Genomic DNA, 26,279 nt, shown 5'->3' on the forward strand with positions numbered 1-26,279 from the left:
GATCTGCCGGTTGATGCCGCCCAACGGGCAGCCTTCGATGATTTTTGCGCGCAAGCCGAGGAACCCGAGCAGATGCAGTTGGGCGCCGTGGTGCGCCTGGACCGCGGGTTTCCGCTGGTGGCGACTGCCGATGACACGTTTCGTGCCGAGCATGCCGTGGGGTTTGCCAAGTCGCGCGGCGAGGACGAGGTCCTGCTGCCTGCCGTGGGCGACCGTGTGGCGGTGCGCCGCGCTCCCGGGCACGATATGGGCGTGATTGAGTGCGTGCTGCCGCGCCGTACGAGCTTTGAGCGTTGGCGTGGCCGTGCCCGCGGTGAGCGCCAAGTGCTCTGCTCCAACGTTGACAGCGTGCTGATCGTGCAGGCGCTCGGCGCCGGCGAGGTGCTGCTCGATCGCGTGGCGCGCTCACTGGTGTTGGCGCTCGATTGCGATGCCGAGCCGGTGGTGGTGCTCACCAAGGCCGACCGCTGCGATGCCGAGGAGCTCGAGCGCGATCTGGACCGCGTGCGCCGCCTGGTGGGTCCGGACGTGCGCGTGATCGTGACGTCCTCTGCCGAGGGCCGCGGCCTGGACGAGGTCCGTGCCTGCGTGCCTGCCGGGAGCTGCGCCATGATTCTGGGCGAGTCGGGTGCCGGCAAGTCGACGCTGCTCAATGCGCTGCTGGGCCACGATACGTTGGCGACCGGCGGTGTGCGCGAACGCGACGACCAGGGCCGTCACACTACCGTCGCGCGCGTGATGGTGACGCTGCCGGGCGACGCCGGCGTGATCGCCGATGCCCCGGGCCTGCGCAGCCTACCGCTCGTGGGTCACGAGCGGGGTCTGGCGCGCGCCTTTCCCGAGATTGTCGAGGCATCGCGTGCGTGCCGGTTTGGCGATTGCACGCATGTCCATGAGCCGGGTTGCGCCGTTCGCGAGGCCGAGGACGCCGGGCAGATCGACAGCCTGCGTCTGGAAACGTTCCAAAACCTGGCGTCATCCATGCGCGTGAGCGCTCAAATGCTCGATCCCGATGTCCATCTGTAATTGATTTTTCCTATGACAGCCGTCTCCCAACTGTTCGGGAGGCGGCTTTTTTGCTGCGGAAAAGCCTCGAAACATGCAGTTTGCTGACGTGCTGACCAAAACCTTGCCACGAGCTTGACGGGCTGGTCAGCTTTTGGTCAGCGATTGGTTTGACATCGAAAACCAAGATTGCGATTGCGCCGCTTTGCACTCTGGCCGCCCAGACAATGGTGGTACGGGCATTCGCCCGGCACTGCCATGAGAGGAGCGGCCGTGAACAAGAGCAAGCGCATCGCCATCAGTTTGGTCGCGGGCGTGCTCGCTGCTCTGCTCTGCATGGTTTACGGCTCGTCGATCCGCTCGCAAGCCGAACAGGTCCAGGCTGAGACCTTGGCCAAGTACGGTGGCGATCGCGTCGAGGTATGCGTCGCGGCGCGCGATATCGATGTGGGTGAGACCCTCGATGAGACCAATGTCATAACCCAGGAGTGGCTGACGAGTCTGCTGCCGCGTGACGCGGCGACCGAGCTACGCCAGGTGCGCGGCGACGTGACGACTTCGCGTATTCCCAAAAACGCCGTGATCTGCAATGTCTACACCAAGGCCGAGAGCCACATGCTCGAGGTGCCTAAGGGCAAGGTCGCCGTTTCGGTGGCGGTCGATGCCGAGCACTCGGTCGGCGGTGCTGCGGGCGTGGGCAGCTACGTGGACGTGTACGTGCAAAAAGACGGCGTGACCGATCGGCTGTGCGGCGCGTACGTGATCGATACCAGTGAGGATTCCGGTTTCACGCGCGAGGGCAAGATCGAATGGGTGACGCTGGCGGCTGACCCCGAAGACGTCAAGGAACTGCTGGGAGCCTCGGGCAAGGGAACGGTCAGCTTGACGATTCCCGCCACGGCGCGCGGCAAAAAGAGCGGAGGCGACGAGTGATGAAGGCGATCTGGCTTGCGTGCTGCGCGTGCGGCGATTACGGGCTGTTGCAGCGGGAAGTCGAGGGCCGTGATGTGGGTGCACAGGTGCTTCGCGTGGGTGACCTGGACGGGCTGGTTTCCATGGCGCGGGCGTTTCCGTCGCGCCGCGGGGCTGCCATCATCGCGGCGTCTCTGTTTGATACCGAAGATGTGCGCAAGACTGTTGCGCGCCTGACGGCCGAAGGCCGCGTGAGTCGCGTGGTCGTGTTGATAGAAGCGCTCGATCCGTCGGATATCGAGGGGCTGTTTCGCGCGGGGGCGACCGAGGTCATCGCTGCGCACAGTGTATGCGGCAACGGGCGCGCGGGCGAGGGAGCGGTTGATTCCGATCGGCACATGACGATTGAGCCCGATGCTTTTGTTGATAGGGAACCCGGGGCGCCTCGCGCTACAAGAGGCCCGCGTGTTGATGATTATGGAAAAGCGGAAGCCGAGCATGGTCGGCGCCCCCGGAACCCCCTTGTAGACGATGACGCTGGAGGGCCGGCGCAGCATGCTGGCGACTCCCCGGCTGTAGATATGGGATACGTGCACGGCGTGAATCTGGCGGATGAACTCGACGAAGTTGAGGGCTTTGCCGGGTGCGGCGAGTTGTCGCTAATGCAGCATGAGCAGATTGCGCAGAACGAGCCTGCCTCGCAGACCGAACAAGCTGCTATGCCGGCTTGGACGCAGCGTGTGGTTGCGGCGGGGGAGACGGGGGCGCTGCCACCGACGCCCGCCCCGCCGCCTCCGATGCCGCCGGCAGACGCTGCCGCTCCGCCGCATCGAGCTCCGGTCATCTGCGCTATTTCGGGTTCGGGCGGTTGTGGCAAGTCGACGATCGTTGCCACCATGGCACACACATCGTCGCTGTTGGGCTTGCGTGCCGCCGTGCTCGACCTGGACCTGATGTTTGGAAACCTTTACGACTTGTTAGGCGTCGATGCTCCGCGCGATATGGCGGCACTTATCGAGCCGTCGGCGGCGGGCACGCTCACCGAGCCGGATATCGTAGCCACATCGATGCGCGTGGCGCCGGGCGTTACGCTCTGGGGTCCCGTCGCGGCGCCCGAGCAAGCCGAGCTCATGGCGCGTCCGGTGGAGCTACTGCTTGATGTTCTGCGTCGCGAATCCGACGTGGTCTTTATCGATACCTCGGTCTTTTGGGGCGACGCCGTGGCGGCTGCGGTGGCGGCGAGCGACCGTTGCCTGGTCGTTGGCGATGCGGCGGTGTCGTCCGCGACATCGGCGTCGCGCGTCATCGAACTGGCAAGTCGAGTAGGTGTGCCGCGCACGCGCATGAGCGCCGTGTTCAACCGGTTCGGTGCGCGCGGGGCAGACGAGGACGTCGCCATGCGCTTTGAGATTGCCTGTGCGTTGAGCTCCAAGATTCGTATCGCCGATGGCGGGCAGGATCTCGCCGCGCTCATGGCGTTTGGGCGCGCTGACGAGGCGGTGGGGCAGACCAGTGCTTTTGCGACTAGCATGCGCGAGGCCACGCGCGAGATGCTCGTGGAACTGGGGTGCGCCGTCGGCCCTTGGAGCGATATGGTCGCCGACCGTGCAACGCGTACCGAACGCCCGCGTATCCGCCTTCCCTGGTTGCGCGAGGGTGATCAGCGATGAGCCTGCAAACGAGGATTAAGGCTGCCGGCGCTGCAGCGGCGGCAGCGCCTGTAGATGCGGGGCGTCGCCGCGCGGTGAAACGACGCACCAAGCGCGCCGTGATGGACCGCATGGGTTACGACGAAGTGGCGCGTATCAGCGCCTATATCGACCCGGCACTTGCCCGCTCGGAATTGCGTCCTGCGGTGGAGGCGGCGCTCAATGTTGAGGAGCCGACCGATCTCGCGACGCCCGAGCGCGAAACCATCATCGACGAGATTTTGGATGACGTGGTGGGCTTGGGGCCGTTGCAGCCGCTCATCGAGGACGACACCGTTACCGAGATCATGATCAACGGCTGTCGCTCGGCTTTCTTTGAACGCGGCGGCGTCTTGTACCCCATCGAGCATGCGTTTGAGGATGATGAGCAGATCCGTGTGCTTATCGACCGCATTATCTCGCCGCTCGGCCGTCGTATCGACGAGCGTAGCCCCATCGTCAACGCCCGCCTCAAGACGGGTTATCGCGTCAACGCGGTGATTCCACCCGTGGCGATCGACGGGCCAATCCTCACCATCCGAAAGTTCTCGGACCGTATCTGCTCGTTGGACGAGCTCGTGGGGTTGGGATCGCTGCCGCTTTGGTATGCGCAGCTGCTGTCGTGTGCGGTGTCGCTGCGACAGGACCTGGCGGTTGCGGGAGGCACGGGATCTGGTAAGACCACCCTGCTCAACGCGTTGTCATGTGAGATTTCCACCGGCGAGCGCATCGTGACGATCGAGGACTCTGCCGAGCTCAAGTTTGCGCATCATCCGCACGTGGTGCGCCTAGAGGCGCGCGAGGCTTCAATTGAGGGCGAGGGCGCGGTGACGATCCGCGACCTGGTAACTAATGCCCTACGCATGCGCCCCGACCGCATCGTGGTGGGCGAGGTGCGCGGTGCCGAGTGCTGCGACATGTTGCAGGCCATGAACACGGGCCACGACGGGTCGCTCACCACACTTCATGCGGGTTCAGAACAGGAGACCGTGGTGCGTCTGACGTTGCTTGCGCGTTATGGCATCGATCTGCCGAGCGAGCTCATCGAGGAGCAGATTGCCATGGCGCTCGACGGCATCGTGATGTCCGAGCGCCACGCCGATGGCAGGCGTTTCGTCTCCTCGTATTCGGGGGTGCGACGCGCCGCATCGGGTGGCGTAGAGCTCGAGCGCTATGTGACGTTCGATGCCGCCGAGCGCACCTGGACGCTTGACCGCGAGCCGCCGTTTATCGCAGAAGGCCTGCGGTCGGGGACGCTCACACAAGAGGAGGTGGACGAATGGAGATCACTGTGCCCCTCGTCGTAGGGGGCTTGGCAGGGCTTTCTGTCGCGACGGCGTGCGGGGCGGAACCTCGTGTGCCGCAGGTACCGCCGGCGGAGCTGGCACGTCAGGCGCTCGAGACGGTGGCAGAGAAGCTGCCGCGTGAGCTGGTGGAAAACGATCTGCTGAAAAAGATCGCCCGTTCGTGGGCATCGCTGGCTCCGGCGCATCGCCTTGGCCTCGTGATCGAAGATGCTTCGGGACGTTTGGCGTTTCTGCTGCTGTCGAGCGGTGTCTGCTGCGTTTTACTAACGATGGTGTCGTTATCGCCCCTCGGATTTGCCTTGGGACTTGTTGCTCCGTTTACCGTTGGTGCCGCTCGGGATGGCTTTGAGAGCCGGCGCGAGCAACACGATGCAGAAGAGGCAATGCCCGAGGCGTTTACCGCACTTTCCATGTCGCTTGCCTCGGGACATTCGCTGGCCCAGGGCATGCGCTTTGTGGGCGCTCATGCGCAAGAGCCAGTGCATACCGAGTTTTTGCGGGTGGCGGCGGCGATCGATTGCGGCATCTCGGCGACCGACGCGCTCGATGACTTGCTCGTGCGTATCGACGCCCCCGGTCTTTCGCTTGTGACCTTGGCGCTTAAGGTGTCTCAGCGCACCGGCGCTCCGCTTGCCGACTTACTGTCCGAGGCGTCGAGCATGGTGGGGGAGCGCATTGAGCTCAAGCGCCGCCTGGATGTTAAGACGTCGCAGGCTCGCATGTCTGCGCATATGGTCGCGGCGATGCCGGCGGGCATGTGCGCGGTGTTGGCGCTGCTTTCGGCAGATTTTCGTCGCGGTCTTGCGACGCCCGCCGGCGCGGGCGCTGTGGTGCTGGGTCTTGCCCTCAACGCCGTTGCCCTGGTGGTTATCCGGCGCATTATGCGGGTGGAGCTATGAGCGCCCCGGTTGCAGTTGCGGCTTGCCTGTGCGCCCTGAGTGTATTTGTCGCGACGGGTTTGGATCGGGCGAATGCACGCAAGATCGCAGGGGCCTGCAAGCGCGAGGCGGTGCTGGTCGCTGCCGCAGGTCGCTCGGTGGTCGATGCTCTGACCGCGCGAGTGAAGGGCGCGGTTGGAGCGGGCGGCCCGGCGCGAGTGTCGCTCGGCGAAGTTTCCGAGATGATCGATGTTGTGCGCTTGGGTCTTTCGGCCGGTCTTTCGTTTGATGCGGCGCTTGAGATTTTCTGCGCCAACCGCCGGTCAGTGCTGGCTCTTCGCCTTGAGCGCGCCTGCATGGTGTGGCAGGTGGGCGTGGGCACGCGTGAGGACGAGCTGTTGGCCGCCGCGCGCGACCTGGACGTGCGAGCGCTCGAGACCTTTGCCATCACGGTGGGGCAGGCGCTCGCCCTGGGTGCCCCACTTGCCGAGACGCTGGCCGCTCAAAGTCGCGAGATCCGTGCGGCTCATCGCGCCGCGGTCGAGCGCGAGATCGAGCGTGCGCCCGTCAAGCTGCTGATTCCCACCGGCACGCTCATCTTGCCGGCGTTGCTTCTGTCCATATTGGGCCCGCTGCTGGGAGCAGGCGGGATGATGTAGGGAGGAATACATGAACACGATGGTCGAAGTTGCTGACAAGGCTTGGAGCTGGGCTTTTTGCCGGGCGATTCACACTCGCCAGCATGCCAAGGAGCTGTTGCAGGAGGAGAGCGCGCAGGGTACCACCGAGTACGCCATTTTGGTGGGCGTACTTGTGGTGATCGCGATTATTGCCATCGTTGCATTTAAAGGCAAGGTTAAAGAGCTATGGGATGCGATCAGCGAGGGCATCAACAGCCTGTAGAGGGCGAGCGCCCCGTCGGGGTGCTGCTGGTGTTTGCTTGCCTGACCGTGGCGATAGCGGCGGTGCTTTGGGGGCTTAACGCCGCGCGGCAGCAGCGTCCTGGGACCGCCTTCGATTCGGGCTCAGATTCGGCGGTGGCGTCTCAAGAAGATGAGATGCGAGATGCGGACGATTCGGATGTCGCTGTCACGGCGCAAACCTTTCTGCGGACGCTCGACAAGCGGTCTGACACTGTGACGGATTCGCCTGAGGGCAACGCGATTGCGGTCCGGCTTGCATGGTCCGAGGACCGACCGATGACCGGAGCGGCGGCGGATATGCTGCGTGCCTATCGCGAGGTACCCACGGCACAACTTGCTCTGAGCGGCTATCTCGACATCAAGGGCAACGTGTGGGGCGCTATCGTGCGTGACGGACGCGGCTGGGTCGATATGGTGACGGTTGCTGCGGATACTGGCGATGCTTCGTGTCGTCTGCGCGCCGTGCGCCTGGTCCCGCAAACAATAAGCTCAAAGGAGGGGTCGTGAAATGCATGGCGTTCTGCGTGAGGAGGTTGCCCAAGCGACTGTGGAATACGCCATCGTCACGGTGGCGCTGTTATCGATCGTGCTGGCGATTGCGGGACTTTGGCGTGCTGGCACCGATGGGCGCTTGGCGGCGCTGGTTGAGCGGGCGGCATCCCATGGCGTTGCCTCGATGTTGGTTATCGACGCCGCTGCGGGCGCTAAGGACATCGCGTTGTATTGATATCGCGTGCGAGGACCGGGCGCAGTCTACGGTCGAGGCCGCTTTTTTGCTGCCGACGTTTCTGACGCTCATCCTTCTCGCACTGCAACCGGTGTGCCTGCTCTATACGCGCGCGGTCATGGAGTCTGCCGCCGCCGAGACCGCGCGGCTCATGACCACGACGACGGCGGAGGACGACGATCTTGAGGAGTTCACTCGCCGCCGGCTTGCCGCAGTGCCCAACGTTTCGATTTTTCATGCCGGCGGGCCGCTGTCGTGGGATATCGAGCTTGGCCGGGCCGGTGCGGGTGGCGTCTCGTCCGTGTCCGTTTCCGGCGAGGTCAAGCCGTTGCCCGTGATCGGTGCGTTTGCGCAGGCTATGGGTGGTACCGCCGAGGGCGGCTACGTTGAGCTCAAGGTCGATGTCTCGTATCAATCGCGTCCCGAATGGCTGGAGGGAGATTATGATTCGTGGATTGCTACATGGGATTAAGCGTTTCTGGTCTAGACGCGTTTTGACGCGCCGTCCGAGTTGCCATTGCAAGCGAGGTGGCTTTATGGGTCGAGCCGGTGTCGATCTGTTTATCGAAGACGGTGCCTATACCACGCTTTCTTCTGCCGTGGTCATCCTAGTGGTGCTCACATTGTTGTTTTCGTCGACCGCGGCGATATGGAGCATGTCGCGTGCCGGGGACACCCAGGTGGCGGCTGATAGCGGCGCGCTGGCGGGTGCCAACGTGGTGTCGTCCTATCACACGGCTGCCACGGTGGTTGATGCGAGTATCTTGAGTCTGGGGCTGGCGGGGTTTGCCACGATCGGGACGGGCCTGGTCGCCATCCTCATCCCGGGTGCCGAGCCGGTTGCCGGCAATATGGTCGACACCGGGATCGAGATCATTAAAACGCGCAACAAGTTTGCCAAAAGCGCATCGGAAGGCTTACAGAAAATCGAGACGGCTCTGCCGTATCTGATCGCCGCGCGTGCCACGCAGGCGGTGTCGGCGCAGGATACCGATAGTGTGACCTATACCGGTACGGCGCTTGCCGTGCCCAGGACATCCGAGTCGGACTTCGCTGCGCTCAAAGGGTCCGAGATCTCGACCGATACCATTAAAGACACATCAGATGATTTAGAGCGTGCGGCCGAGGAGCTGCGGAAGGCTTCTGAGGACACGGCGAAGGCTAAAGAGCGTGCTTGGCTGGCGGATTGTGGTGGGTCTGACAAGGGCTCGGTCGGCAGCTGTTCTTGCATGTGGGAGCGCGCGAAAAGCCTAACGGATCTTTCCGGTGTTCAAAATCCGCATTACTCATCGAGCGTTACGTGGGAGCCTCAAGTTGCCCTTGATCGCGCGAAGGACTACTACCATTGGCGTCTGACAAATGAGAAGCCCCAGGGCTCGAGTGTCGAGATGAAGGCAGAGTCTGCGGCGCGTAAGGCGTTTTATACCTATGCGAACGCGGAGGTCGATCGGGCATATATAACCGAGAACGGAGACAGGGTTTCCTCCTATATTCCGCTGCTGCCGCGCAACTCTGATGAGGTTCGGGCGACGGAACTCTATACCGATGCGGTGTGGCCGACGAGCGTGAACGATGACAAGGCGTATCTGCATTACGGGACGACCTGCCCTAACTATAAGAAAGGGACGCCGAGCGGATTTGCTTCGGTTGCCGATTACGATGGACAGGATAAATGCAGCAAATGCCATTTTGGCGTTTTGTCGCTTGGTGCTGTTGCGGCGCCTTCAACCTCTATCGAAAACGGCTTCGAGTATCACTTTGACAAGTTTAAAGACGCCCTGGAGGACTACGTCGACTGTCGCAACAAGGAGCTCGAGCTCGAGCGTCAGACCGAGGACGAAGCCGACCGTGCGGGCAATGCGTTCGATACCGCCATCAAAGAACTTTCCGGTGAGCGCCCGCGTATCGCTCCGCCCGGTCGCAACGGCGTGGTTGCCTTTGCGGTTTCGGGTGCCATCTCGAGCTCCGATGAACTCAACTCTTCGTTTAACACGGCAGTCAGACTTGGCGATCGCGGTGCCATCTCTGCCGCGGTGCTGGCGCCCGATGGGGCGACGGCGCAAAACAACGTGCTTTCGCGATTTTTCTCGACATTGAAGGAACGCTCGGGCGGCGTTGCCGGCGTGCTCGACGGCGTCATGGATGTCTGGGGGCGGCTGCTTGTGGGATACGGAGACATCCAAGGTTCGGCCGACGAACTTATGGACGAGATGATTAAAGGCCTAGGAGGGGGCAGCGGCGCGTTGGGCTCCATTGCATCGTGGCTCGGCGATACCGTTTCGGCGTCCGTGGCGGCGCTGGGTTTGGAACCGTGCGACTTGCGCCTGCGAAAGCCGGTGCTGACTGATTCCGCCAACGTCATTAAGAGCCCGGGGTCTGACATTGCTGGTCTCTCTCAAGCGCAAGACAAACTGCGAAGTATTCCGTTGGGCGTGACCGATCCCAAGGCGCTTTGCGAGGCGTTGGAATATCAAGTCGAACGCACCATCAGCGGTACGGTGTTCACGCTTGCGGAGATTCCTCTGCCCGGCGGCGGCTCCATCCCGCTCACCGTCGATGTCGCCACGCTGGTTGGCGCTCTGGGCGGTGGGTCGTAATGAGTATCCGCATGCGTCTGCGCGAGGAGCGCGCCCAAGCGACGGTGGAGATAGCAGTGGTTACGCCCGTTTTGCTGGTGCTGGCACTCATCGTATACAACGTCATGATCTTTGCCAGCGCTGTCGCGCGCTTCGACCGCGTGGTGCCCGACATCGTGTTGGCGCACGCCGTGGCGCCGAGCGGGGAGGGCGACGAAAGCTCTGTCGATGCCTCGGCGACGGTCCGGACTCAAATTCTGAATGCCATGGAAGGCTATGACTTGCAGATCGAAGTGTCGAGCGAGCAAGGCGCGGAGGCATCGGATGGTGGCCTGCTCTCCCTATCCGGTACGTTTAGGACCTACACCTGCACCATGCACTATGAGCCGTGGCCGACTTCTCTCAGCATCGCTGGCGTTCCGCTGGGGGCGCCGACAACGTTGTCGCACGAGCGCGCGGTGACGGTCGATCCATGGCGTCCGGGGGTGGTCATGTGACCGCGGTCTCGTCCTACATCGCCTACGCGCGGGCACTCAATAGGCTGGGCTGGACGCCGGCCGAGTTTGCGGTGGCGGAGTCGTTTGCCGTGCGCCTGCGCGGCATGCTGGGACGGTGTCCGGTTGCCGCCAACGGTCTGCCGCTCGTCATGGCATTTCCACGCTGCTCTTCGGTCCATACGTGTTTTATGGCCTATCCCATCGATATCGCCTTTATCGATGCACGTGGCTATGTCCTCGTATGCTACGAAAACGTACGTCCCTGGCGTATGTGCTCCTGCCCCGGCGCCTGGGCCGTACTAGAGCGTCCTTCAATCATTGTTTCGATCCCTGCTCTCCAACGCGTGCCGGCTTAAGAATTGGCGACAGCGGACTTTCGTCATACGAAATTGGGTAAGATGGAGGAGAAGATGCATGGATGTTGAGATCCATCCCAACGCTAAAAAGCACCTGACGGAAAAGCAGGTGCTTAGCGCTTGGCTTGCGGTTACTGAGTGCATTCGTCGCGAGCCGAAGGACGAGCCGCCGAGATGGCTTGCGATTGGATGGCTCCCAGACGGACGAAGCGTGGAGCTTGTCGCGGTCGAGCTTGTCCGTGGGGGCTTATCATTCATGCCTTGTCTCCAGTCCAGAAGAAATTTTGGCAGGAGATTGAACGGGCTCGGCAAAGGGGTCGATGATGGGCAAGACGTATACGGCCGCTAATGGTCAGGTTGTAACGGATGAAATGATTGACGCGTGGTGCGAGTCGTACGAGCGCGGAGAGTTTCCGGATGGCGAACACACCGTTGGTGGGATCGTGCATGGACGGCCCCCACTCTCAGGTGAGGGGACGGCAACGCTGTCGGTCAAGATTCCTCTGGGAATGAAGGAGGCCATTCGTCGACGGGCGGCTGCCGAGGGGATGACGCCAAGTGAGTTTGCCCGTGCGGCTCTGAGCGAAAAACTTCTTGCTGCCGGCTGATGCCTCTGACGTGCCGATTTAAAGAACCGAGGCTGTGCTCAAAAACTTTTTTGAAATTCTCGGTTGACCGGAACGCGTCCTTGGTTATACTAATCAAGCCTTGAAACAAGGCACACCTCAAATGGCTGGGTAGCTCAGTTGGTAGAGCAGAGGACTGAAAATCCTCGTGTCAGGGGTTCGATTCCCTTCCCCGCCACCTTGAATTGACTAGGACCTCTGCAAAGGGGTCCTTTTCTTTTATGTAGCCCTCGCACGGAATCGAACCCCGTGAGGGCGCGGAGCTGAGTAAACGCGTAAGCGTTTGCCAGCGCAGCTCGCAAGGCGCGTAAGCGCCGCAGCGGTCCGTCCGCGCAGCGCGCGGACGCGATTCCCTTCCCCGCCACCTTGAATTGACTAGGACCTCTGCAAAGGGGTCCTTTTCTTTTATGTAGGGTTCTGCGGAAACTGCGTCCCAGAATAAGGGCTCAGAACGGGACACACTTTCCGGTGCCTGCCTCCGGCGCGCGTACACACCTCGTCGCACCATTCCGAGTCCGTCTGCTCCCAGACATTCCTCCCACTTTCGCGTCACTTTGCAGACCGTTCGGTCGCCTGTCCGCACACGCGGGTATACTCAAAACGATACTTATCCTACGCAATACGATGCGGGTTCGACCTGCATGATCCGAAGGGGGCAGTGATGGAGAGGATACTCGGCGTTAATCTCTCTGGCTGGTTTATTCCCGAGCCTTGGGTGACCCCGTCGCTGTACGCGGCGACCGGTGCATCCAACGCGGCTGAGCTACAGGAGGCCATGGGTACCGCCGCCTATAACGAGCGCATGCGCCGCCATTACGAGACGTTTGTGAGCGAGGACGATTTTCGCCGCATGGCGCAGATCGGTCTCAATGCCGTGCGTCTGCCGGTGCCCTGGTATGCCTTTGGCTCACAGGAGTCCGATGCCTCCTACATATCGGTTGTCGATTACATCGACCGCGCAATTGAGTGGGCTGCCAAGTACGACATCCGCGTGCTGCTCGATCTGGCAACCGTGCCCGGTGGCCAGGGCGATTCCAACGATTCGCCCACCACGCCGGAGGCTGTTGCCGAGTGGCATTCGTCCACCAACGGCCGTCATGTCGCACTCGACGTGCTCGAGCGCTTGGCCGATCGCTATGGCGAGGCCGAGAGCCTGCTGGGCATTGAGCTGCTGGACACGCCGCAGATGAGCGTTCGCAAGAGCCTCTTCACCATGACGGATGGCATTCCTGCTCACTACCTGCGCAATTTCTATCGCGATGCCTACGAGCTCGTCCGTTCGTATATGCCCGAGGATAAGATCGTCGTCTTCTCGTCGTCGGGGCATCCCAGCGAGTGGAAGCATTTTATGCGCGGCGCCAAGTACAAGAACGTCTACATGGACCTTCACCTGTACCATTACCGCGACGAGTATGCGCTCGACATCACGAGCCCTCGCGGGCTGACGACGGCGATTTCGCGTAACAAGCGCGAGCTTAAAGAAGCGATTTCGACTGGGTTCCCCGTGCTGGTGGGCGAATGGTCGGGCGCGGCGATCTTTGCCAACTCGTCGGTTACGCCCGAGGGCCGCAATGCCTACGAGCGCGTGTTTATCGCCAACCAGCTGGCTTCGTTTGCGCCGGCTGCCGGTTGGTTCTTCCAAACGTGGAAGACCGAGAAGCGCATTGCAGCATGGGACGCCCGCGCGGCGCTCGGTACGCTCGAGCGCGGCATGATTGAATAGGTTGATATGACGCAAAACAGCGCCCATACGGGCAAACTCTATGTGGTCGGCACGCCCATCGGCAACCTGGGCGACCTGTCCCCGCGCGTTGGTGAGGCCTTTGCCGCTGCTGATGCCATCTGCTGCGAAGACACGCGTGTGACGTCAAAGCTACTGATGCACCTGGGCATTTCCAAGCCGCTTGTCCGTTGCGACGAGAATGTGATCGCCAGCCGCGCCGCCGGCCTGGTCGACCGTCTGCTGGCGGGGGAGACCCTCGCTTTTGCCTCGGACGCCGGCATGCCGAGCGTGTCCGATCCCGGCCAGGCGCTGGTCGAGGCGGCGCGTGAGGCCGATGTGCCCGTCGAAGTTATTCCCGGGCCCTCTGCTTGCGTCACGGCGCTTGTTTCGTCCGGCATTCCCTGCGAGCATTTTTTCTTCGAGGGCTTTTTGGGCCGAAAGCACGGCGACCGTGTGCGCCGTTTGCAGCGCCTTGCCGTGGTGCCCGGCGCACTCATCTTCTACGAGTCTCCACATCGCATCGTGGCGACGCTCGAGGCCGTGGCGGAGGTCTTTCCCCAGCGTGAGGTTGCCGTCTGCCGCGAACTCACCAAGCTGCACGAGGAGGTCTTGCGCGGGCCCGCTGACCAGCTTGCCGAGGAGCTGCGTGCTCGCGGCGAGGTAAAGGGCGAGATTGCGCTGGTCATCGCGCCACCGAGCGAGGATGAGGAGGCCGGTATCGTGCCGGTCGGCGCCACGGCAGCGGATCCCGACGAGGCCCTGCGCGAGGATATCCGCGCCGCGCTCGAGGAGGGGAAGCCCGCGTCTGCGGTGGCCAAGCGCCTGTCTCAGAAGTATTCGCGCCGCAAGCGCGATGTCTATGCCATGGTGCTCGATATGCAATAGATGGAGGATATCCAGCCCTTGCGCTAGAATCATCCTCTGTATGCAACGTTTTTCTGGAGGACAAACCCCATGGATCAAAGCAAGCCTTCGTTCTTTATCACGACGCCCATCTACTACGTCAACGCCGATCCGCACCTGGGCACGGCTTATTCCACCATCATCGCCGACGTTCAGGCTCGCTATCGCCGTTCCGCCGGCTATAACGTCAAGTTCCTGACCGGCATGGACGAGCACGGCGAGAAGGTCGCCGAGGCCGCAGCCAAGCATGGCATGACGCCGCAGGAGTGGACCGATAGCCAGGCCCCGCACTTCAAGGAGCTTTGGAGCAAGCTCGAGATTTCCAACGACGACTTCATCCGCACCACCGAGCCGCGCCAGCATCATGCCGTGCAGTACCTGTGGGAGCGCATGAAGGAGTCCGGTTACCTGTATAAGGGCAGCTACGACGGTTGGTATTGCGTGCCTGACGAGACCTACTTCACTGATACGCAGGTCCAGAAGGGCGACGAGGAGTACGGCAGCGTCGGCCAGCATCTATGCCCCGACTGCCACCGTCCGCTTGAGCGCGTCCAGGAGGAGTCCTACTTCTTTAAGCTTTCCGCCTTCCAGGACAAGCTTCTCAAGCTCTATGACGAGCACCCCGACTTTGTCGAGCCTGCGTTCCGCATGAACGAGGTTCGCAGCTTTGTCGAGGGCGGCCTCAACGACCTTTCCGTGAGTCGCACGAGCTTTGACTGGGGCATCCAGGTTCCGTTTGACGAGGGCCATGTGACCTATGTATGGTTTGACGCGCTGCTCAACTATATGACGGCCGTCGGCTACGGTGTCGACACCGACGAGGCGCGTGCCGAGCTGGCCTATCGCTGGCCCGCGCAGTTCCACATCGTGGGTAAGGACATCATCCGCTTCCACTGCGTCATTTGGCCCGCCATGCTCATGGCCATCGGCGAGGCCCTGCCCGAGCACGTCTTTGCCCACGGCTTCCTGACCGTGCGCAATGCCGAGACCGGCAAGGCCGAGAAGATGTCCAAGAGCCGCGGTAACGCCATCGCTCCGCAGGACGTTATCGACATGCTGGGCGTCGAGGGCTATCGCTACTACTTTATGACCGACGTCGTTCCCGGTACCGACGGCGCTATCAGCTTCGATCGCATGGAGCAGGTCTACAACGCCGACCTGGCCAACAGCTGGGGCAACCTTATCTCGCGTTCGCTCAACATGAGCGGCAAGTACTTTGACGGTTGCGCGCCCGCCAAGCCCGCATCGTTCGATGCGTTCGACAACCCGCTGGCAAAGATCGCCGATGGCCTGGTCGACCGCTACATGGCCAAGATGGACGTGCTCGATTACGGCGGAGCCAAGGACGAGGTTATGGAGCTCATCCACGCCGCCAACCACTACATCGAGGACTCCGAGCCTTGGGCGCTTGCCAAGGATGAGGCTAAGGCTGACGAGCTGGCATTTGTGATCTACAACCTGCTCGAGGCCATCCGCATTGCCGCTCACCTGCTGATGCCGCTCATGCCTCAGACCTCTGCCGAAGCCCTGCGCCGCCTGTCCTGCGAGGACGAGGCCGCGAGCGACGACCTCAAGGGCATTTGCGCTTGGGGCCTGCTTGCCGGTGGTCAGCCCGTCGAGAAGGGTGAGCCGCTGTTCCCGCGTCTGGGCTAAGACGCCGCGCGCCATATCGGCAATTTGCTGTTTAGATGTAAGGGCATGGCCGCAACGGTCCATGCCCTTTTGTTTCAAGACGCCGCCATCATGCTAAGGAGGCAACTATGACAACTTCGCCTTTGGCAAACCCCACGGCAACAAGGGAGCTGCTGGAGGAGTTTGGCCTTGCGACCAAGCATCGCCTGGGCCAGAACTTCCTGATCGACAACCATGTAATTGAGCGCATTTGCGAGCTTTCCGAGCTCACGGGCGATGAGCGCGTGCTCGAGGTTGGCCCGGGCGTTGGTACGCTCACGCTCGCGCTGCTGCAGGAGGCGGCGTGCGTCACGTCGATCGAGGCCGATCCCGAACTCGAACCGGTGCTCGATGCCCATGCCGCCGACTATGCCAACTTCCGCTTTATCATGGGCGACGCGCTCAAGGTGACGACGGGGCAGATTGAGCAGGCTGCAGGCGGTGAGCCGACGGTATTTGTCGCGAACCTGCCCTATAACGTGGCGGCGACGATCATCCTGCAGTTCTTCCAGACGATGCCCGCGCTCAAGCGTGCCGTGGTCATGGTTCAAAAGGAGGTTGCCGATCGCATTGCCGCGGTGCCGGGTAACAAGACCTATGGCGGCTACACGGCAAAGCTCGGCCTGTATGCGCAGGTTACGGGTCGCTTTGAGGTGCCGCCACGTTGCTTTATGCCGGCACCGCACGTGGACTCGGCCGTCGTGCGTATCGACCGTGTTGACGGCGTGGCGCCCGAAGGACTCGATCGCGAGTTTGTGGCCCGCGTGATTGATGCTGCATTTGCTCAGCGCCGCAAGACCATCCGCAATTCCATGAGCGCCAACGGCTTTGCCAAGGACGTGCTCGACGCCGCCTTTGAGGCTTGCGGTATCGCACCCACCACGCGCGCAGAAACGCTTGATGTTGCCGACTTTATCCGCCTGGCTCAGGAGCTCATCCATGATGCCTAATGCCGAACGCGTGACGTTTACCAAGAAAAAGAAGACGGTTGCTTGTCCCGTGCCCTTGGCACCGCTTGCTGACACGCATGCGCATCTGCTTTCGTTTTGGGGGAAAGAAGTGCCCGAGACGCTCGTGCGCGCCAAAGCCGCGGGCGTCGACCTGTTGGTGACGATGCTCGACCCCATCGCCGACAAGCGCAGCGTGACGGACTATAGCGACTGGCTCGTGCGCGAAATTCTGCCGATGCGGGATATTCCGCAGATCAAGTATCTCGCTGGCGTTCACCCCTATGGCGCGCCGGATTATACCGATGACATTCACGCGCAGGTTGTTGCTGCGCTCGATGACCCTTTGTGCGCCGGTATCGGCGAGATCGGTCTGGACTACCACACGGATTACGACGACGACATCGCGCCGGCGCCCCACAGTGTGCAGATTGATTGCATGGCGCGTCAGCTCGAAGTTGCCGTGCGCCGCAATGTGCCGGTGGAGCTGCACCTGCGGCACGAGGACTCGGATGGGGAGCGCACCTCGCATATGGATGCGTACAACGTGCTGCGCGAGGTGGGTGTGCCTCAGGCCGGTTGCGTGCTGCACTGCTTTGGCGAGGACCGCGCCACGATGGAGCGCTTTGTGGAGCTGGGCTGCTATATCGCCTATGGTGGTGCGGCCACCTTTAAGCGCAACGATGACGTGCGCGAGGCATTTGCGGCGACCCCGCTCGACCGCATTTTGTTCGAGACGGATTGCCCGTATATGGCGCCGGAGCCCATTCGCGGTCTTGAATGCGAGCCAGCAATGATCTCCATTACGGCAAACGCGCTGGTTAACGACCGTGTCGATCGCACTGGTGAGGACGCCGAAACAATCGCGCATGCCGCTTGGGAAAATGCCTGCAAACTTTTTCAAAAATAGTTCTTGCGTTCGCGGTGGCGCTCCGTTATTCTAATTCCTGCACGCGGGCGTGGCGGAATTGGCAGACGCGTACGGTTCAGGTCCGTATGGGGGCAACCCCATGAAGGTTCAAGTCCTTTCGCCCGCACCATTGATTGAAAGAGCTCCCAGCAATGGGGGCTTTTTTGTTATATGCCCATCGCAGGGACTTGAACCTGTGAAGGAGCGAGCGTCAAGAAAACGCGGAGCGTTTTTAGCGAGCTGGCGAGTCCGCCGGCAGGCGGGCGAAGCCGGTGCGGATCCGCGAAGCGGATACGCGGACGTCCTTTCGCCCGCACCATTGATTGAAAGAGCTCCCAGCAATGGGAGCTTTTTTGTTATGCACGATCTCCTTGGACGGGTATCCTAGTACCAACGTGTGCCTATCAGAGGAGAGACCATGCTATTTTCCGGTATCATCGCCGCCCTTACCAGCCTTTTGATTCCCATCATCATCCTGTTGTTGCTGCTCCCCAACGCCTGCTACGTCGTTGAGCAGCAGCACGCTGTGATCATCGAGCGCTTGGGTAAGTTCAATCGTATCGTCAACGCGGGCTTCCACGTGAAGGTGCCCGTGATTGACCGCAAGGCCGCCACGGTGAGTCTGCGCACCATGAAAAATGGTTTTGGCATCGACGTTAAGACCCAGGACAACGTGACCATTGGCCTTGAGGTCTCCGCTCAGTACCACGTGAGCTATGACATGGGCGCCGGCCCGGCAGATTCGGGCATCTACAAGAGCTACTATATGCTGCAGGAGCCCGTCGACCAGATGCGCGACTTCATCACCGACGCCCTGCGCTCCTCCATCCCCGTCTACACACTCGATGAGGTCTTTGCCAAGAAGGATGACATCGCCAAGGATGTCAACGCTACCGTTTCCGAGCAGATGGCCGCCTACGGCTTCACCCTCGTGTCGACGCTCATCACCAAAATCGCACTGCCGACCGAGGTTGAGAACTCCATGAACGACATCAACGCTGCCCAGCGCAAGCGCGCTGCCGCGCAGGAGCTCGCCGAGGCCGACCGCATCAAGCGCGTCACCGAGGCGACCGCCGAGGCCGAGGCTATGGAAAAGGCGGGCGAGGGCATCGCCAACCAGCGCAAGGCCATCGCGCTGGGTATCAAAGATTCGCTCGAGATCATCCAGGAGACGGGTGTCGGCAATGACGAGGCCAACCAACTGTTCATGTTTACGCAGTGGTCCGAGATGATGACGGAGTTCGCTCGCACGGGTAAAACCTCGACGGTCGTGCTGCCGAGCGACTTTTCGCAGTCGGCTTCGATGTTCGAGCAGATGCTGGCCGCCGGCAAAGTTCAAAACGATTCGAAGGAGTAGACGCGCGTGAAATACACCGTCGTTTGCGTCGGTAAGCTCAAGGAGCGCTTTTGGAAGGACGCGTGCGCTGAGTACACCAAGCGCCTAGGTGCCTATGCCAAGGTGGATATCCGCGAGGTGGCCGATATCGACCCGGCTAAGGCGGGCGGCGTGGATGCCGCGCGCGACAAGGAGGGGGCGGCGATTCTTGCCGCCTTGCCATCTCGAGCGCATGTGATCCTGCTGGCTATCGAGGGCAAGGAGCGCTCGAGCGAGGAGTTTTCGGCGAGGCTCGACGATCTTATGCTGCGAGGCAGCAGCGACATTGCCTTTGTAATCGGCGGTTCGGACGGCGTGAGCGATGACGTGCGCGCACGAGCCGACGAGATGCTCAGCTTTGGACGCATTACCTTGCCGCATAACCTGGCGCGTGTGGTGCTGCTGGAGCAGATTTACCGTGCCTGCAAGATCAGTCGTGGCGAGCCGTATCACAAATAGGTCGGCAATACGAAACAATGGCGTGGGACAATACCTTTCGTTTTGAGGAATGTGTCTGAAAGGACTATGCGATATGAAGATTGGATTTGTCGGTTTTGGCAATATGGCGAGCGCTATGGCCGATGGCTGGATCGCTGCCGGTGTAGCTGCGAGCGACATGTGCGCCTGCGCGGGTCGCTACGACGCACTGGTTGAGCGCTGTGAGGCGCGCGGGATGGCCGCTTGCCACGATGCCGCCGAGGTTGTCGCCGCATCCGATATCGTGGTCGCTGCGGTCAAGCCGTACATGATCGAGAAGGTATTCGCCCCGCTCAAGGATGCTCTTGCCAAAAAGGTCGTTCTGTCGGTTGCCTGGACCTGGGACAGTGCCAAGTGGGAGCAGGTCCTGCCGGACGTCGCGCATATCTCGACGGTGCCCAACACGCCGGTTTCAGTGGGTGAGGGCGTCATCGCCTGCGAGAAGGCTTCGACGCTCAATGACGAGCGGCGCGCTGTGGTGCTCGATCTACTTGGCAAGCTTGGCACGGTGGTTGAGCTCGACACGAGCCTGCTGTTCGTGGGCGGCACGGTGGGTGGTTGCGCTCCGGCATTTGTCGCTATGGCAATCGAGGCCCTGGGCGATGCGGCGGTCAAGCACGGTATCCCGCGTGCGGATGCTTATCGCATTGTGAGCCAGATGGTGCTGGGTACGGCAAAGCTGCAGCTTGCAACTGGCCAGCATCCTGCGGCGATGAAGGATGCCGTATGCTCGCCCGGTGGTGCCACCATCAAGGGCGTCGTTGCGCTCGAGGACGCCGGCATGCGCAGCGCCCTGGTCAAGGCAATCGACGCAACCCTCCAGTAAAACCGACCAAAAAAGGGACAGTTTATTTTGGCAGGTTTTTCCTGCGGTTTTGTCCTTTTAGCGAAAAGCGCCCCGCAACTGGCTCAATTCCAGTTGCGGGGCGCTTGCGTTCGCCCGGATAAAACCGACCAAAATAAACCTGTCCCTTTTTGGCGGGTTAGTCCCAGAAGCTGTCTTCTTCGTCCTCGGATTTGGGGCCGCGGTCGACATACATCTTATGGGTGCGCTTCTCCATTACAAAGGCAAGAATCGCAAACAGCAGGATGCCGCCGGCGAAAAGGATGGCAAAACCGGTGCGGGTGCCAAACAAAAAGGAAAAAACTGCGTCCATTGGGTGCCTTCTTGCGTAGTTGAGTTGGGTCGTAAACGTTCATAAGTATATACTTGCCCATACATGTACAAGGTTGCAACCTAAATGGAATGTATATCGCCGGAGGATCTAATGCTTGATATCAAGTTTGTTCGCGAGAACCCTGATGCCATCGATGTCGCCATGGCTAACCGCCAGACGTCTTGGGATCGCGAGAAGTTCTTTGAGCTCGACGACGAGCGTCGTGCCGTCATCACCGAGGTTGAGGAACTTCAAGCCACGCGCAATGCCGAGTCCAAGAAGATCGGCGCCCTGATGAAGGAGGGCAAGAAGGACGAGGCCGAGGCCGCCAAGGAGGCCGTGCGCGCCGTCAACGAGAAGATTGACGGTCTGGCCGAGCGCCGCACCGCCCTCGAGCAGGAGCAGTACGACTTCATGGCTCACCTGCCCAACATTCCTTGCGAGGCCACGCCGTACGGCAAGGACGAGGACGAGAACATCGAGCGCCGTCGTTGGGGCACCCCGCGCGAGTTCGACTTCGACTTTAAGCCGCACTGGGATCTGGGCACCGACCTCGACATCCTTGACTTCGAGCGCGGCAACAAGCTCTCCGGCAGCCGCTTCACCGTTCTCGGTGGCGCCGGCGCCCGTCTTGAGCGCGCCCTCATCAACTTCTTCCTCGATACGCACACCAGCCGTGGTTTTAAGGAGTGGTGGCCGCCCATCGTCGTCAAGCGTCAGACCATGTTCGGCACGGGCCAGCTGCCCAAGTTCGAGGACGACGCCTATCACGTCTCGGGCGACAACTTCCTGATCCCCACCGCCGAGGTCGTGCTCACCAACCTGCACGCCGGTGAGGTCCTCGACGCCGATACCCTGCCGCGCCGCTACACCGCCTTCACCCCCTGCTTCCGCGAGGAGGCCGGCTCCGCTGGTCGCGATACCCGCGGCATCATTCGCCAGCACGAGTTCGACAAGGTCGAGATGGTAAAGTTTGCCAAGCCGGAGGAGTCCGACGAAGAGCTCGAGAGCATGACCGCCGAGGCCGAGTTCCTGCTGCAGCAGCTGGGTCTTCCGTATCGCGTGATTAGCCTGTGCACCGGCGACCTGGGCTTCTCTGCCCGTCAGACCTACGACGTCGAGGTCTGGCTGCCGAGCTACAACGCCTACAAGGAGATCAGCTCCTGCTCCAACTGCGGTGACTTCCAGGCCCGTCGCGCCAACATCAAGTATCGCGACCCCGAGAACTTCAAGGGTTCGCGCTATCTGCACACCCTCAACGGTTCCGGTCTGCCGGCTGGCCGTACCATGGCAGCCATTCTGGAGAACTACCAGAACGCTGACGGCACCATCACGATCCCCGAGGTTCTGCGTCCCTACATGGGCGGCCTCGAGAAGATCGAGCCGGTCGCGTAGATTGGCTGCATAAGCGATTTGCTAGGGCACTCCTTTTTGGGGTGCCCTTTTTGTGTGCGGCCATACCATGCTGTGCGGACAGCTCAATAGAAAACACACGAACAACTGTTCTGTATACAGCCATCTACCTGCTATGCTTTTGCTAAATAAGAGCGAGAGAAAGGGGACGCGATGGAGCTGTTTGATGATCGGGTGGTTTTGTTTGAGAGCGACGAGGGCGGGGAGTACCTGCTTGTGACGTGTGAGCCGTCTGGCATGGGTGGCCTGGTGGTTCGACAGACGAGCGAGGGTCCGTTGACCCAATGGTGCTACGAGGAGTCGCCGCATGTGGTTGAGACGTTTGTGGCGCACGAGGGGCTTGTGGCCCTGGAGCATTTCTATGGGGTCCGGACATCTAACCAGGTTGCTCGCATGTTGAGTATCTCGTTTGCCGATTATGATTGTGCCCAGCGGGTGAGATCGCTCCTGAGGGAACTTGATGCTAAGTTTGACGTGATCGAAAAGCCAATCGATCGTACGGGGAACGACGGTATATGCGGAGCAGCATGACAAAACTGCGTTTCACAAAAAAGTTTGAGATTGTGCTTGACTCCAATAAGCTAAAGTGGTTTTATATATCTTGCGCTGCGGCGTTACCTCAGCTGGATAGAGGGTCTGACTACGAATCAGAACGTCATAGGTTCGAATCCTATACGCCGCACCAATTGAACTTGAAGCCTCCGGCAACGGGGGCTTTTCTTTTTTGGAGACCAGACAGGGATTCGAACCTCGGTCGAGGCGCGAGCGTGAAGCGGACGCGGAGCGTCCGTAGCGAGCGGGCGAGCACGCCGGCAGGCGGGCGAAGCCGGCGCGGATCCGCGGAACGGATGCGCGGAATCCTATACGCCGCACCAATTGAAATTCAAAGCCTCCGGCAACGGGGGCTTTTCTTTTATGGCAACACCGCATGGATTCGAACCTCGGTCGAGGCGCGAGCGTCTTAATCATCACTTCGTAAAATTTTTCCAAATTGTCGCTTGACCCATCGAGGGGTCACGTGCATAATAATCCGTGCGTTGCGGCGTTACCTCAGCTGGATAGAGGGTCTGACTACGAATCAGAACGTCATAGGTTCGAATCCTATACGCCGCACCAACTGAACTTTAAAGCTCCCGGCGACGGGGGCTTTTCTTATATCGCGATGCGTCGAAGATCGCGCCAAGCCCTCCAAATGATTAAAAATCAAATTCGATAACTTTTTTTGAAAAAATGCTTGACCATTATTCAGTCTCTGTGCATAATAATCAACAAGTCGCGGCGTTACCTCAGCTGGATAGAGGGTCTGACTACGAATCAGAACGTCATAGGTTCGAATCCTATACGCCGCACCATTTGAGATTAAAGCTCCCGGCAACGGGGGCTTTTCTTTTACGTAAACACCGCATTGATTCGAACCTCGGTCGAGGCGCGGGCGTAAAGAAAACGCGGAGCGTTTTTAGCCCGCGGGCGAGCACGCCGGCAGGCGGGCGAAGCCGGTGCGGATCCGCGCAGCGGATGCGCGGAATCCTATACGCCGCACCATTTGAGATTAAAGCTCCCGGCAACGGGGGCTTTTCTTTTACGCCAGCTTGAGTGCTTTCGTCCAAAGGGACGATTTCCTGTCGACTCGTGTAAGATTCCGAGTAGATGTCGCGACTTATTCGCGACCACTCCTTCTCAAGCGACCGATCAGGGTGATATTTCGTGGCAGAGCGTCCGACATACAAGCTCAGGTTTCTCGATCCCAAGAAGCGCTTTCCGGCGATGCCCGAGCAGCCAGCGGGACGCTCGTATGGCGTGGTCTGGAAACTCTTTGGCGAGGATCAGCATGAATCTTGTTATGTCGTCGAATTCGTTGGCAAAAGCCATGTGTCGCTTTTGGGCTACGTAAGCGTTTCGGGTGAGGTGTACAAGGTGGACCGCCCCGTTAGCGAGGCTCCGCTGCCCAACGATCCCGACATGGAACTGGTCCTTGACGAGTCGGACTCCGGTATTGGTGAGATTATGGTGAGGGGAGCAAACGGCACGATGCGCGCGTGCGCGCGAACCGTCGGCTCTCCCGAAGGCCCCATGCGCGAGCAGTCCGACCACGAGACATGGAATTCGACCCGCTCCCTTCCTTACGGCGAGTTCATGGCATCGATGTTCCTGCGCTACGTGATATTCGCTGACTCCGAAAATGCCATTGCGAGCACGGCGGACGCCGGCGGACTCGACGAGGGTATGCAAAATGTTATCGACAAGATCAAGCTCGTAAAGTTGCCCGAGCCGGTCGAGGTGTTTTTGGGCTTTAACACGGCACCGCTCCCTGATGCTATCGAGACGCTGCTTTACCGCGTTGACCATGCCGAGAATCCGAGCGGTATCGAGCGCTATGCCGCCGCCCTTATGAGTGAAATTGACTTGCCCCGCTTGCGCACCATCGCCGCTAAGTCCGAGATGAGCCTGGCTCGCATCGATCGCTCAAAGCTTTTCTATCTCAATTTTGATCGTAGTCTGCTGGAGCAGGACGAGATTGACACGCTGCTCGCCATCGAGTGCCGTCTCAACCGCCTCTCCGGCATCCTTGAGCGCATCGGGGCTGGATTGGTCCCCGCGGCCTCGTCGCCGAGCCTTGAGGGCTGCGCGCTCTTTGATGCGTGGCATATCGCTAAGACGACCAACGATGTTCCCCGACTGCTCGATACGGCCTCGAGCGATAACCCGTGGGGCGAACCGGGTACGGTGGCTTGCCAACCGGGCGGTGAGTGGGATGTGCGTACCCGCTTCGCGCGTATTGTCGAGGCGCTTAACGTGGTCACGCGGCTCGACTATACCTATCGGGCAAACGTTGCCGAGGGGATCATGCTCGTTCGGTTTGGGCAGTCTGTCGTTGATGCTATGCCACAACGTGAATACGACGCTCAAGATGACGCCTGGCGCGAGCTGGACGAGGACACGCGCGCGATCTGGGCCGCGGAGCACGATGCGCGCGTGGCGCTCACGCTTGCGGCAGCGTGTTTTGCCGCGGGCACCTGCATCACGCGCTGCTATGTGCAGATTGCTGCTCCCGACAGTGAGCAGGGCGAGTGCGTTGTCGCAACGTATTTCTTTGGGCGCGCGGCCTATCTGGCCGATTGCGTGCCTGTCGCCAAGGATCTTGAGAGCATGGACATGGACGATATGCCGTGCAAGCGTGTGCTTGAGGCATATGAGTCAACCGCTCCGGAGACGATTGAACCTGCGGAGGTTCATGCTCGTCCGCGTGATGACCATCGCATGCTGCCGCCGGCGCTGCGCGATCTGCTGCTTGCCGATACGGCTGACGAGCTGGAGGTCATGGAAGAGGACGACGACCCATACGTGGCCCGTGTTGTTGAATTGCGCGAGCAGGCAAAAGTCGACCGTACAGGTGCTTTTGAAGGCTTTTCCCGTCTTGTTGAGGAGTTGGAGGCTAAGTGCGCCGTCGCCGAGCTTTTGGCGACAGGTCCGGTTCAAACGCAGTTTTGCGATAACCAGCTGGTGCGCATGGTGCTACCGGTGTTGGAAGAAGACCGCCCTGTGCGAATCCTTCGTGCGCCCGATGCGCTGTACTTTGCCCAGCACGAGATCTGCAGCTTTTACGCCGAGCAAGAGGACTTTGAACGAGCACTGCCCGAGGTGCGCCATCTTTACGATCTGGCACGCTCGTCCATGCAGTCGCACTTTGCGCTCATCAACGTGCTTGCGCGTCTGGAGCGCTTTGACGAGATTATCGAGGTGGCGCGCCACGGCCTACGTATTGCCAGCGATCGTTCTGCAATCGGCTACCTGTTCTATCGCTTGGCGTTTGCCTATTGGAATTGCGATCAGCTCGACCTGGCGCTGGCTTGTTACCGTCTGGTGCCGCGCGGCGAGGAGTCGGGCAGCAGCGCGCTGGAAGAAATGCAGGGCCTTATGAACGAGATGGGCGTCAGCGAGCCTCCGACGTTCGAGGAAGCGGTCGAGACCATCCATAAGGCTGGACTAGAGCTGCCGCCAGTGTCCGCCGTGACGAATCAGCTGGCAGATGCCGCTGTGCAACTGGTCGACAACGGTTTCTTTTTCCTGGCGCGCGGTTGTATCTTCCAAATGTGGCGCACCATGGGCAACGACGAGCTCGGCTCCCTCAACCGCTCGCTGGGGTAGGCGAAGCTTTCAAGAAGGAAAGGCTGCTAGGCAATTAGAAAATTTCCTCTTGCTCATCCTTG

At 60.8% G+C, this 26,279-nt stretch carries 27 protein-coding genes and 5 tRNA genes; 31 read left to right on the plus strand and 1 reads right to left on the minus strand.

Annotation, left to right across the window (positions count from 1 at the left end; genetic code table 11):
- The first annotated feature begins 72 nt into the window (after positions 1-72).
- From rsgA to proC, 25 genes are all read left to right on the plus strand, one after another.
- Positions 73-1,026, plus strand: a complete 954-nt coding sequence (rsgA, locus tag DW850_RS01935; RefSeq protein ID WP_199575496.1) for a ribosome small subunit-dependent GTPase A — start codon at positions 73-75, stop codon at positions 1,024-1,026.
- 252 nt (positions 1,027-1,278) lie between these two features.
- Positions 1,279-1,938, plus strand: coding sequence for a Flp pilus assembly protein CpaB (gene cpaB / locus DW850_RS01940; RefSeq protein ID WP_233540586.1), 660 nt, complete (start codon positions 1,279-1,281; stop codon positions 1,936-1,938).
- Complete coding sequence (locus DW850_RS01945; protein WP_117786098.1) at positions 1,938-3,587, plus strand: P-loop NTPase; 1,650 nt, start codon at positions 1,938-1,940, stop codon at positions 3,585-3,587. Before cpaB ends, DW850_RS01945 begins: the two co-directional genes overlap by 1 nt.
- Complete coding sequence (locus tag DW850_RS01950; RefSeq protein ID WP_006235095.1) at positions 3,584-4,912, plus strand: CpaF family protein; 1,329 nt, start codon at positions 3,584-3,586, stop codon at positions 4,910-4,912. Before DW850_RS01945 ends, DW850_RS01950 begins: the two co-directional genes overlap by 4 nt.
- On the plus strand, positions 4,885-5,811 hold the full coding sequence (locus tag DW850_RS01955; RefSeq protein WP_117786099.1) for a type II secretion system F family protein: 927 nt from the start codon (positions 4,885-4,887) through the stop codon (positions 5,809-5,811). The genes DW850_RS01950 and DW850_RS01955 overlap by 28 nt, the downstream gene beginning before the upstream one ends.
- Positions 5,808-6,449, plus strand: coding sequence for a type II secretion system F family protein (locus tag DW850_RS01960; protein WP_117786100.1), 642 nt, complete (start codon positions 5,808-5,810; stop codon positions 6,447-6,449). The genes DW850_RS01955 and DW850_RS01960 overlap by 4 nt, the downstream gene beginning before the upstream one ends.
- Before the next feature lie 10 nt (positions 6,450-6,459).
- Positions 6,460-6,693, plus strand: a complete 234-nt coding sequence (locus DW850_RS01965; RefSeq protein ID WP_117583818.1) for a hypothetical protein — start codon at positions 6,460-6,462, stop codon at positions 6,691-6,693.
- Positions 6,657-7,220: a hypothetical protein gene (locus DW850_RS01970; protein ID WP_117786101.1), complete on the plus strand. Its 564-nt coding sequence runs from the start codon at positions 6,657-6,659 to the stop codon at positions 7,218-7,220. The genes DW850_RS01965 and DW850_RS01970 overlap by 37 nt, the downstream gene beginning before the upstream one ends.
- A gap of 1 nt (position 7,221) precedes the next feature.
- Positions 7,222-7,440, plus strand: coding sequence for a hypothetical protein (locus tag DW850_RS01975; RefSeq protein ID WP_117786102.1), 219 nt, complete (start codon positions 7,222-7,224; stop codon positions 7,438-7,440).
- The gene (locus tag DW850_RS01980) at positions 7,376-7,912 is read left to right on the plus strand and encodes a TadE/TadG family type IV pilus assembly protein (protein WP_117786103.1); all 537 of its coding nucleotides are present in this window, start codon (positions 7,376-7,378) and stop codon (positions 7,910-7,912) included. The genes DW850_RS01975 and DW850_RS01980 overlap by 65 nt, the downstream gene beginning before the upstream one ends.
- Before the next feature lie 64 nt (positions 7,913-7,976).
- Entirely contained in the window at positions 7,977-10,037 is a 2,061-nt protein-coding gene (locus DW850_RS01985; protein WP_117786104.1) for a hypothetical protein, read from the plus strand.
- A complete protein-coding gene (locus DW850_RS01990) occupies positions 10,037-10,513 on the plus strand; it encodes a hypothetical protein (RefSeq protein WP_117583814.1) in 477 nt (158 codons plus the stop codon). Before DW850_RS01985 ends, DW850_RS01990 begins: the two co-directional genes overlap by 1 nt.
- Entirely contained in the window at positions 10,510-10,869 is a 360-nt protein-coding gene (locus DW850_RS01995; RefSeq protein WP_233540588.1) for a DUF192 domain-containing protein, read from the plus strand. The genes DW850_RS01990 and DW850_RS01995 overlap by 4 nt, the downstream gene beginning before the upstream one ends.
- 58 nt (positions 10,870-10,927) lie before the next feature.
- A complete protein-coding gene (locus DW850_RS10345; RefSeq protein WP_117583813.1) occupies positions 10,928-11,218 on the plus strand; it encodes a hypothetical protein in 291 nt (96 codons plus the stop codon).
- Positions 11,193-11,477 (plus strand): ribbon-helix-helix domain-containing protein, encoded by a 285-nt coding sequence (locus DW850_RS02005; RefSeq protein WP_035137167.1) that lies wholly within the window; start codon positions 11,193-11,195, stop codon positions 11,475-11,477. Before DW850_RS10345 ends, DW850_RS02005 begins: the two co-directional genes overlap by 26 nt.
- A 123-nt stretch (positions 11,478-11,600) precedes the next feature.
- Positions 11,601-11,673: transfer RNA gene (locus tag DW850_RS02010), tRNA-Phe, on the plus strand.
- A gap of 483 nt (positions 11,674-12,156) precedes the next feature.
- Positions 12,157-13,218 carry a glycoside hydrolase family 5 protein gene (locus tag DW850_RS02015; protein ID WP_055309641.1) on the plus strand — a complete coding sequence of 354 codons (1,062 nt, stop codon included), beginning with the start codon at positions 12,157-12,159 and terminating at the stop codon, positions 13,216-13,218.
- A 6-nt stretch (positions 13,219-13,224) separates the two neighbouring features.
- On the plus strand, positions 13,225-14,103 hold the full coding sequence (gene rsmI, locus DW850_RS02020) for a 16S rRNA (cytidine(1402)-2'-O)-methyltransferase (protein WP_117786106.1): 879 nt from the start codon (positions 13,225-13,227) through the stop codon (positions 14,101-14,103).
- 69 nt (positions 14,104-14,172) lie between these two features.
- Positions 14,173-15,774, plus strand: coding sequence for a methionine--tRNA ligase (metG, locus tag DW850_RS02025; RefSeq protein WP_117583811.1), 1,602 nt, complete (start codon positions 14,173-14,175; stop codon positions 15,772-15,774).
- A 107-nt stretch (positions 15,775-15,881) separates the two neighbouring features.
- Entirely contained in the window at positions 15,882-16,742 is an 861-nt protein-coding gene (rsmA, locus tag DW850_RS02030; RefSeq protein ID WP_117583810.1) for a 16S rRNA (adenine(1518)-N(6)/adenine(1519)-N(6))-dimethyltransferase RsmA, read from the plus strand.
- Positions 16,732-17,649: a TatD family hydrolase gene (locus tag DW850_RS02035; RefSeq protein WP_117583809.1), complete on the plus strand. Its 918-nt coding sequence runs from the start codon at positions 16,732-16,734 to the stop codon at positions 17,647-17,649. The genes rsmA and DW850_RS02035 overlap by 11 nt, the downstream gene beginning before the upstream one ends.
- A 43-nt stretch (positions 17,650-17,692) precedes the next feature.
- Positions 17,693-17,779 (plus strand) — tRNA-Leu (locus tag DW850_RS02040).
- 288 nt (positions 17,780-18,067) lie between these two features.
- Positions 18,068-19,006 carry an SPFH domain-containing protein gene (locus DW850_RS02045; protein WP_055250521.1) on the plus strand — a complete coding sequence of 313 codons (939 nt, stop codon included), beginning with the start codon at positions 18,068-18,070 and terminating at the stop codon, positions 19,004-19,006.
- A 6-nt stretch (positions 19,007-19,012) separates the two neighbouring features.
- Positions 19,013-19,483, plus strand: a complete 471-nt coding sequence (gene rlmH / locus DW850_RS02050) for a 23S rRNA (pseudouridine(1915)-N(3))-methyltransferase RlmH (protein WP_117563694.1) — start codon at positions 19,013-19,015, stop codon at positions 19,481-19,483.
- 73 nt (positions 19,484-19,556) lie between these two features.
- Positions 19,557-20,327 carry a pyrroline-5-carboxylate reductase gene (gene proC / locus DW850_RS02055; protein ID WP_117583807.1) on the plus strand — a complete coding sequence of 257 codons (771 nt, stop codon included), beginning with the start codon at positions 19,557-19,559 and terminating at the stop codon, positions 20,325-20,327.
- A 157-nt stretch (positions 20,328-20,484) separates the two neighbouring features.
- Here the strand turns inward: proC and DW850_RS10255 are convergent, their stop codons facing one another.
- The gene (locus tag DW850_RS10255; RefSeq protein ID WP_006235069.1) at positions 20,485-20,658 is read right to left on the minus strand and encodes a DUF6724 family protein; all 174 of its coding nucleotides are present in this window, start codon (positions 20,656-20,658) and stop codon (positions 20,485-20,487) included.
- 111 nt (positions 20,659-20,769) lie between these two features.
- Between DW850_RS10255 and serS the strand changes: the two genes are divergently transcribed.
- From serS to DW850_RS02085, 6 genes are all read left to right on the plus strand, one after another.
- A complete protein-coding gene (gene serS / locus DW850_RS02060; RefSeq protein WP_117637377.1) occupies positions 20,770-22,053 on the plus strand; it encodes a serine--tRNA ligase in 1,284 nt (427 codons plus the stop codon).
- Positions 22,054-22,224: 171 nt separating this feature from the next.
- Entirely contained in the window at positions 22,225-22,602 is a 378-nt protein-coding gene (locus DW850_RS02065) for a hypothetical protein (protein ID WP_117583806.1), read from the plus strand.
- Between the two features lie 77 nt (positions 22,603-22,679).
- Positions 22,680-22,756, plus strand: a tRNA-Arg gene (locus tag DW850_RS02070).
- A 354-nt stretch (positions 22,757-23,110) separates the two neighbouring features.
- Positions 23,111-23,187 (plus strand) — tRNA-Arg (locus DW850_RS02075).
- A 159-nt stretch (positions 23,188-23,346) separates the two neighbouring features.
- Positions 23,347-23,423: transfer RNA gene (locus tag DW850_RS02080), tRNA-Arg, on the plus strand.
- 352 nt (positions 23,424-23,775) lie between these two features.
- On the plus strand, positions 23,776-26,217 hold the full coding sequence (locus DW850_RS02085) for a lipopolysaccharide assembly protein LapB (RefSeq protein ID WP_117786107.1): 2,442 nt from the start codon (positions 23,776-23,778) through the stop codon (positions 26,215-26,217).
- Positions 26,218-26,279 lie beyond the last annotated feature (62 nt).

The sequence above is a fragment of the Collinsella sp. AM36-4AA genome, from assembly GCF_003467795.1.
Lineage (GTDB): Bacteria > Actinomycetota > Coriobacteriia > Coriobacteriales > Coriobacteriaceae > Collinsella.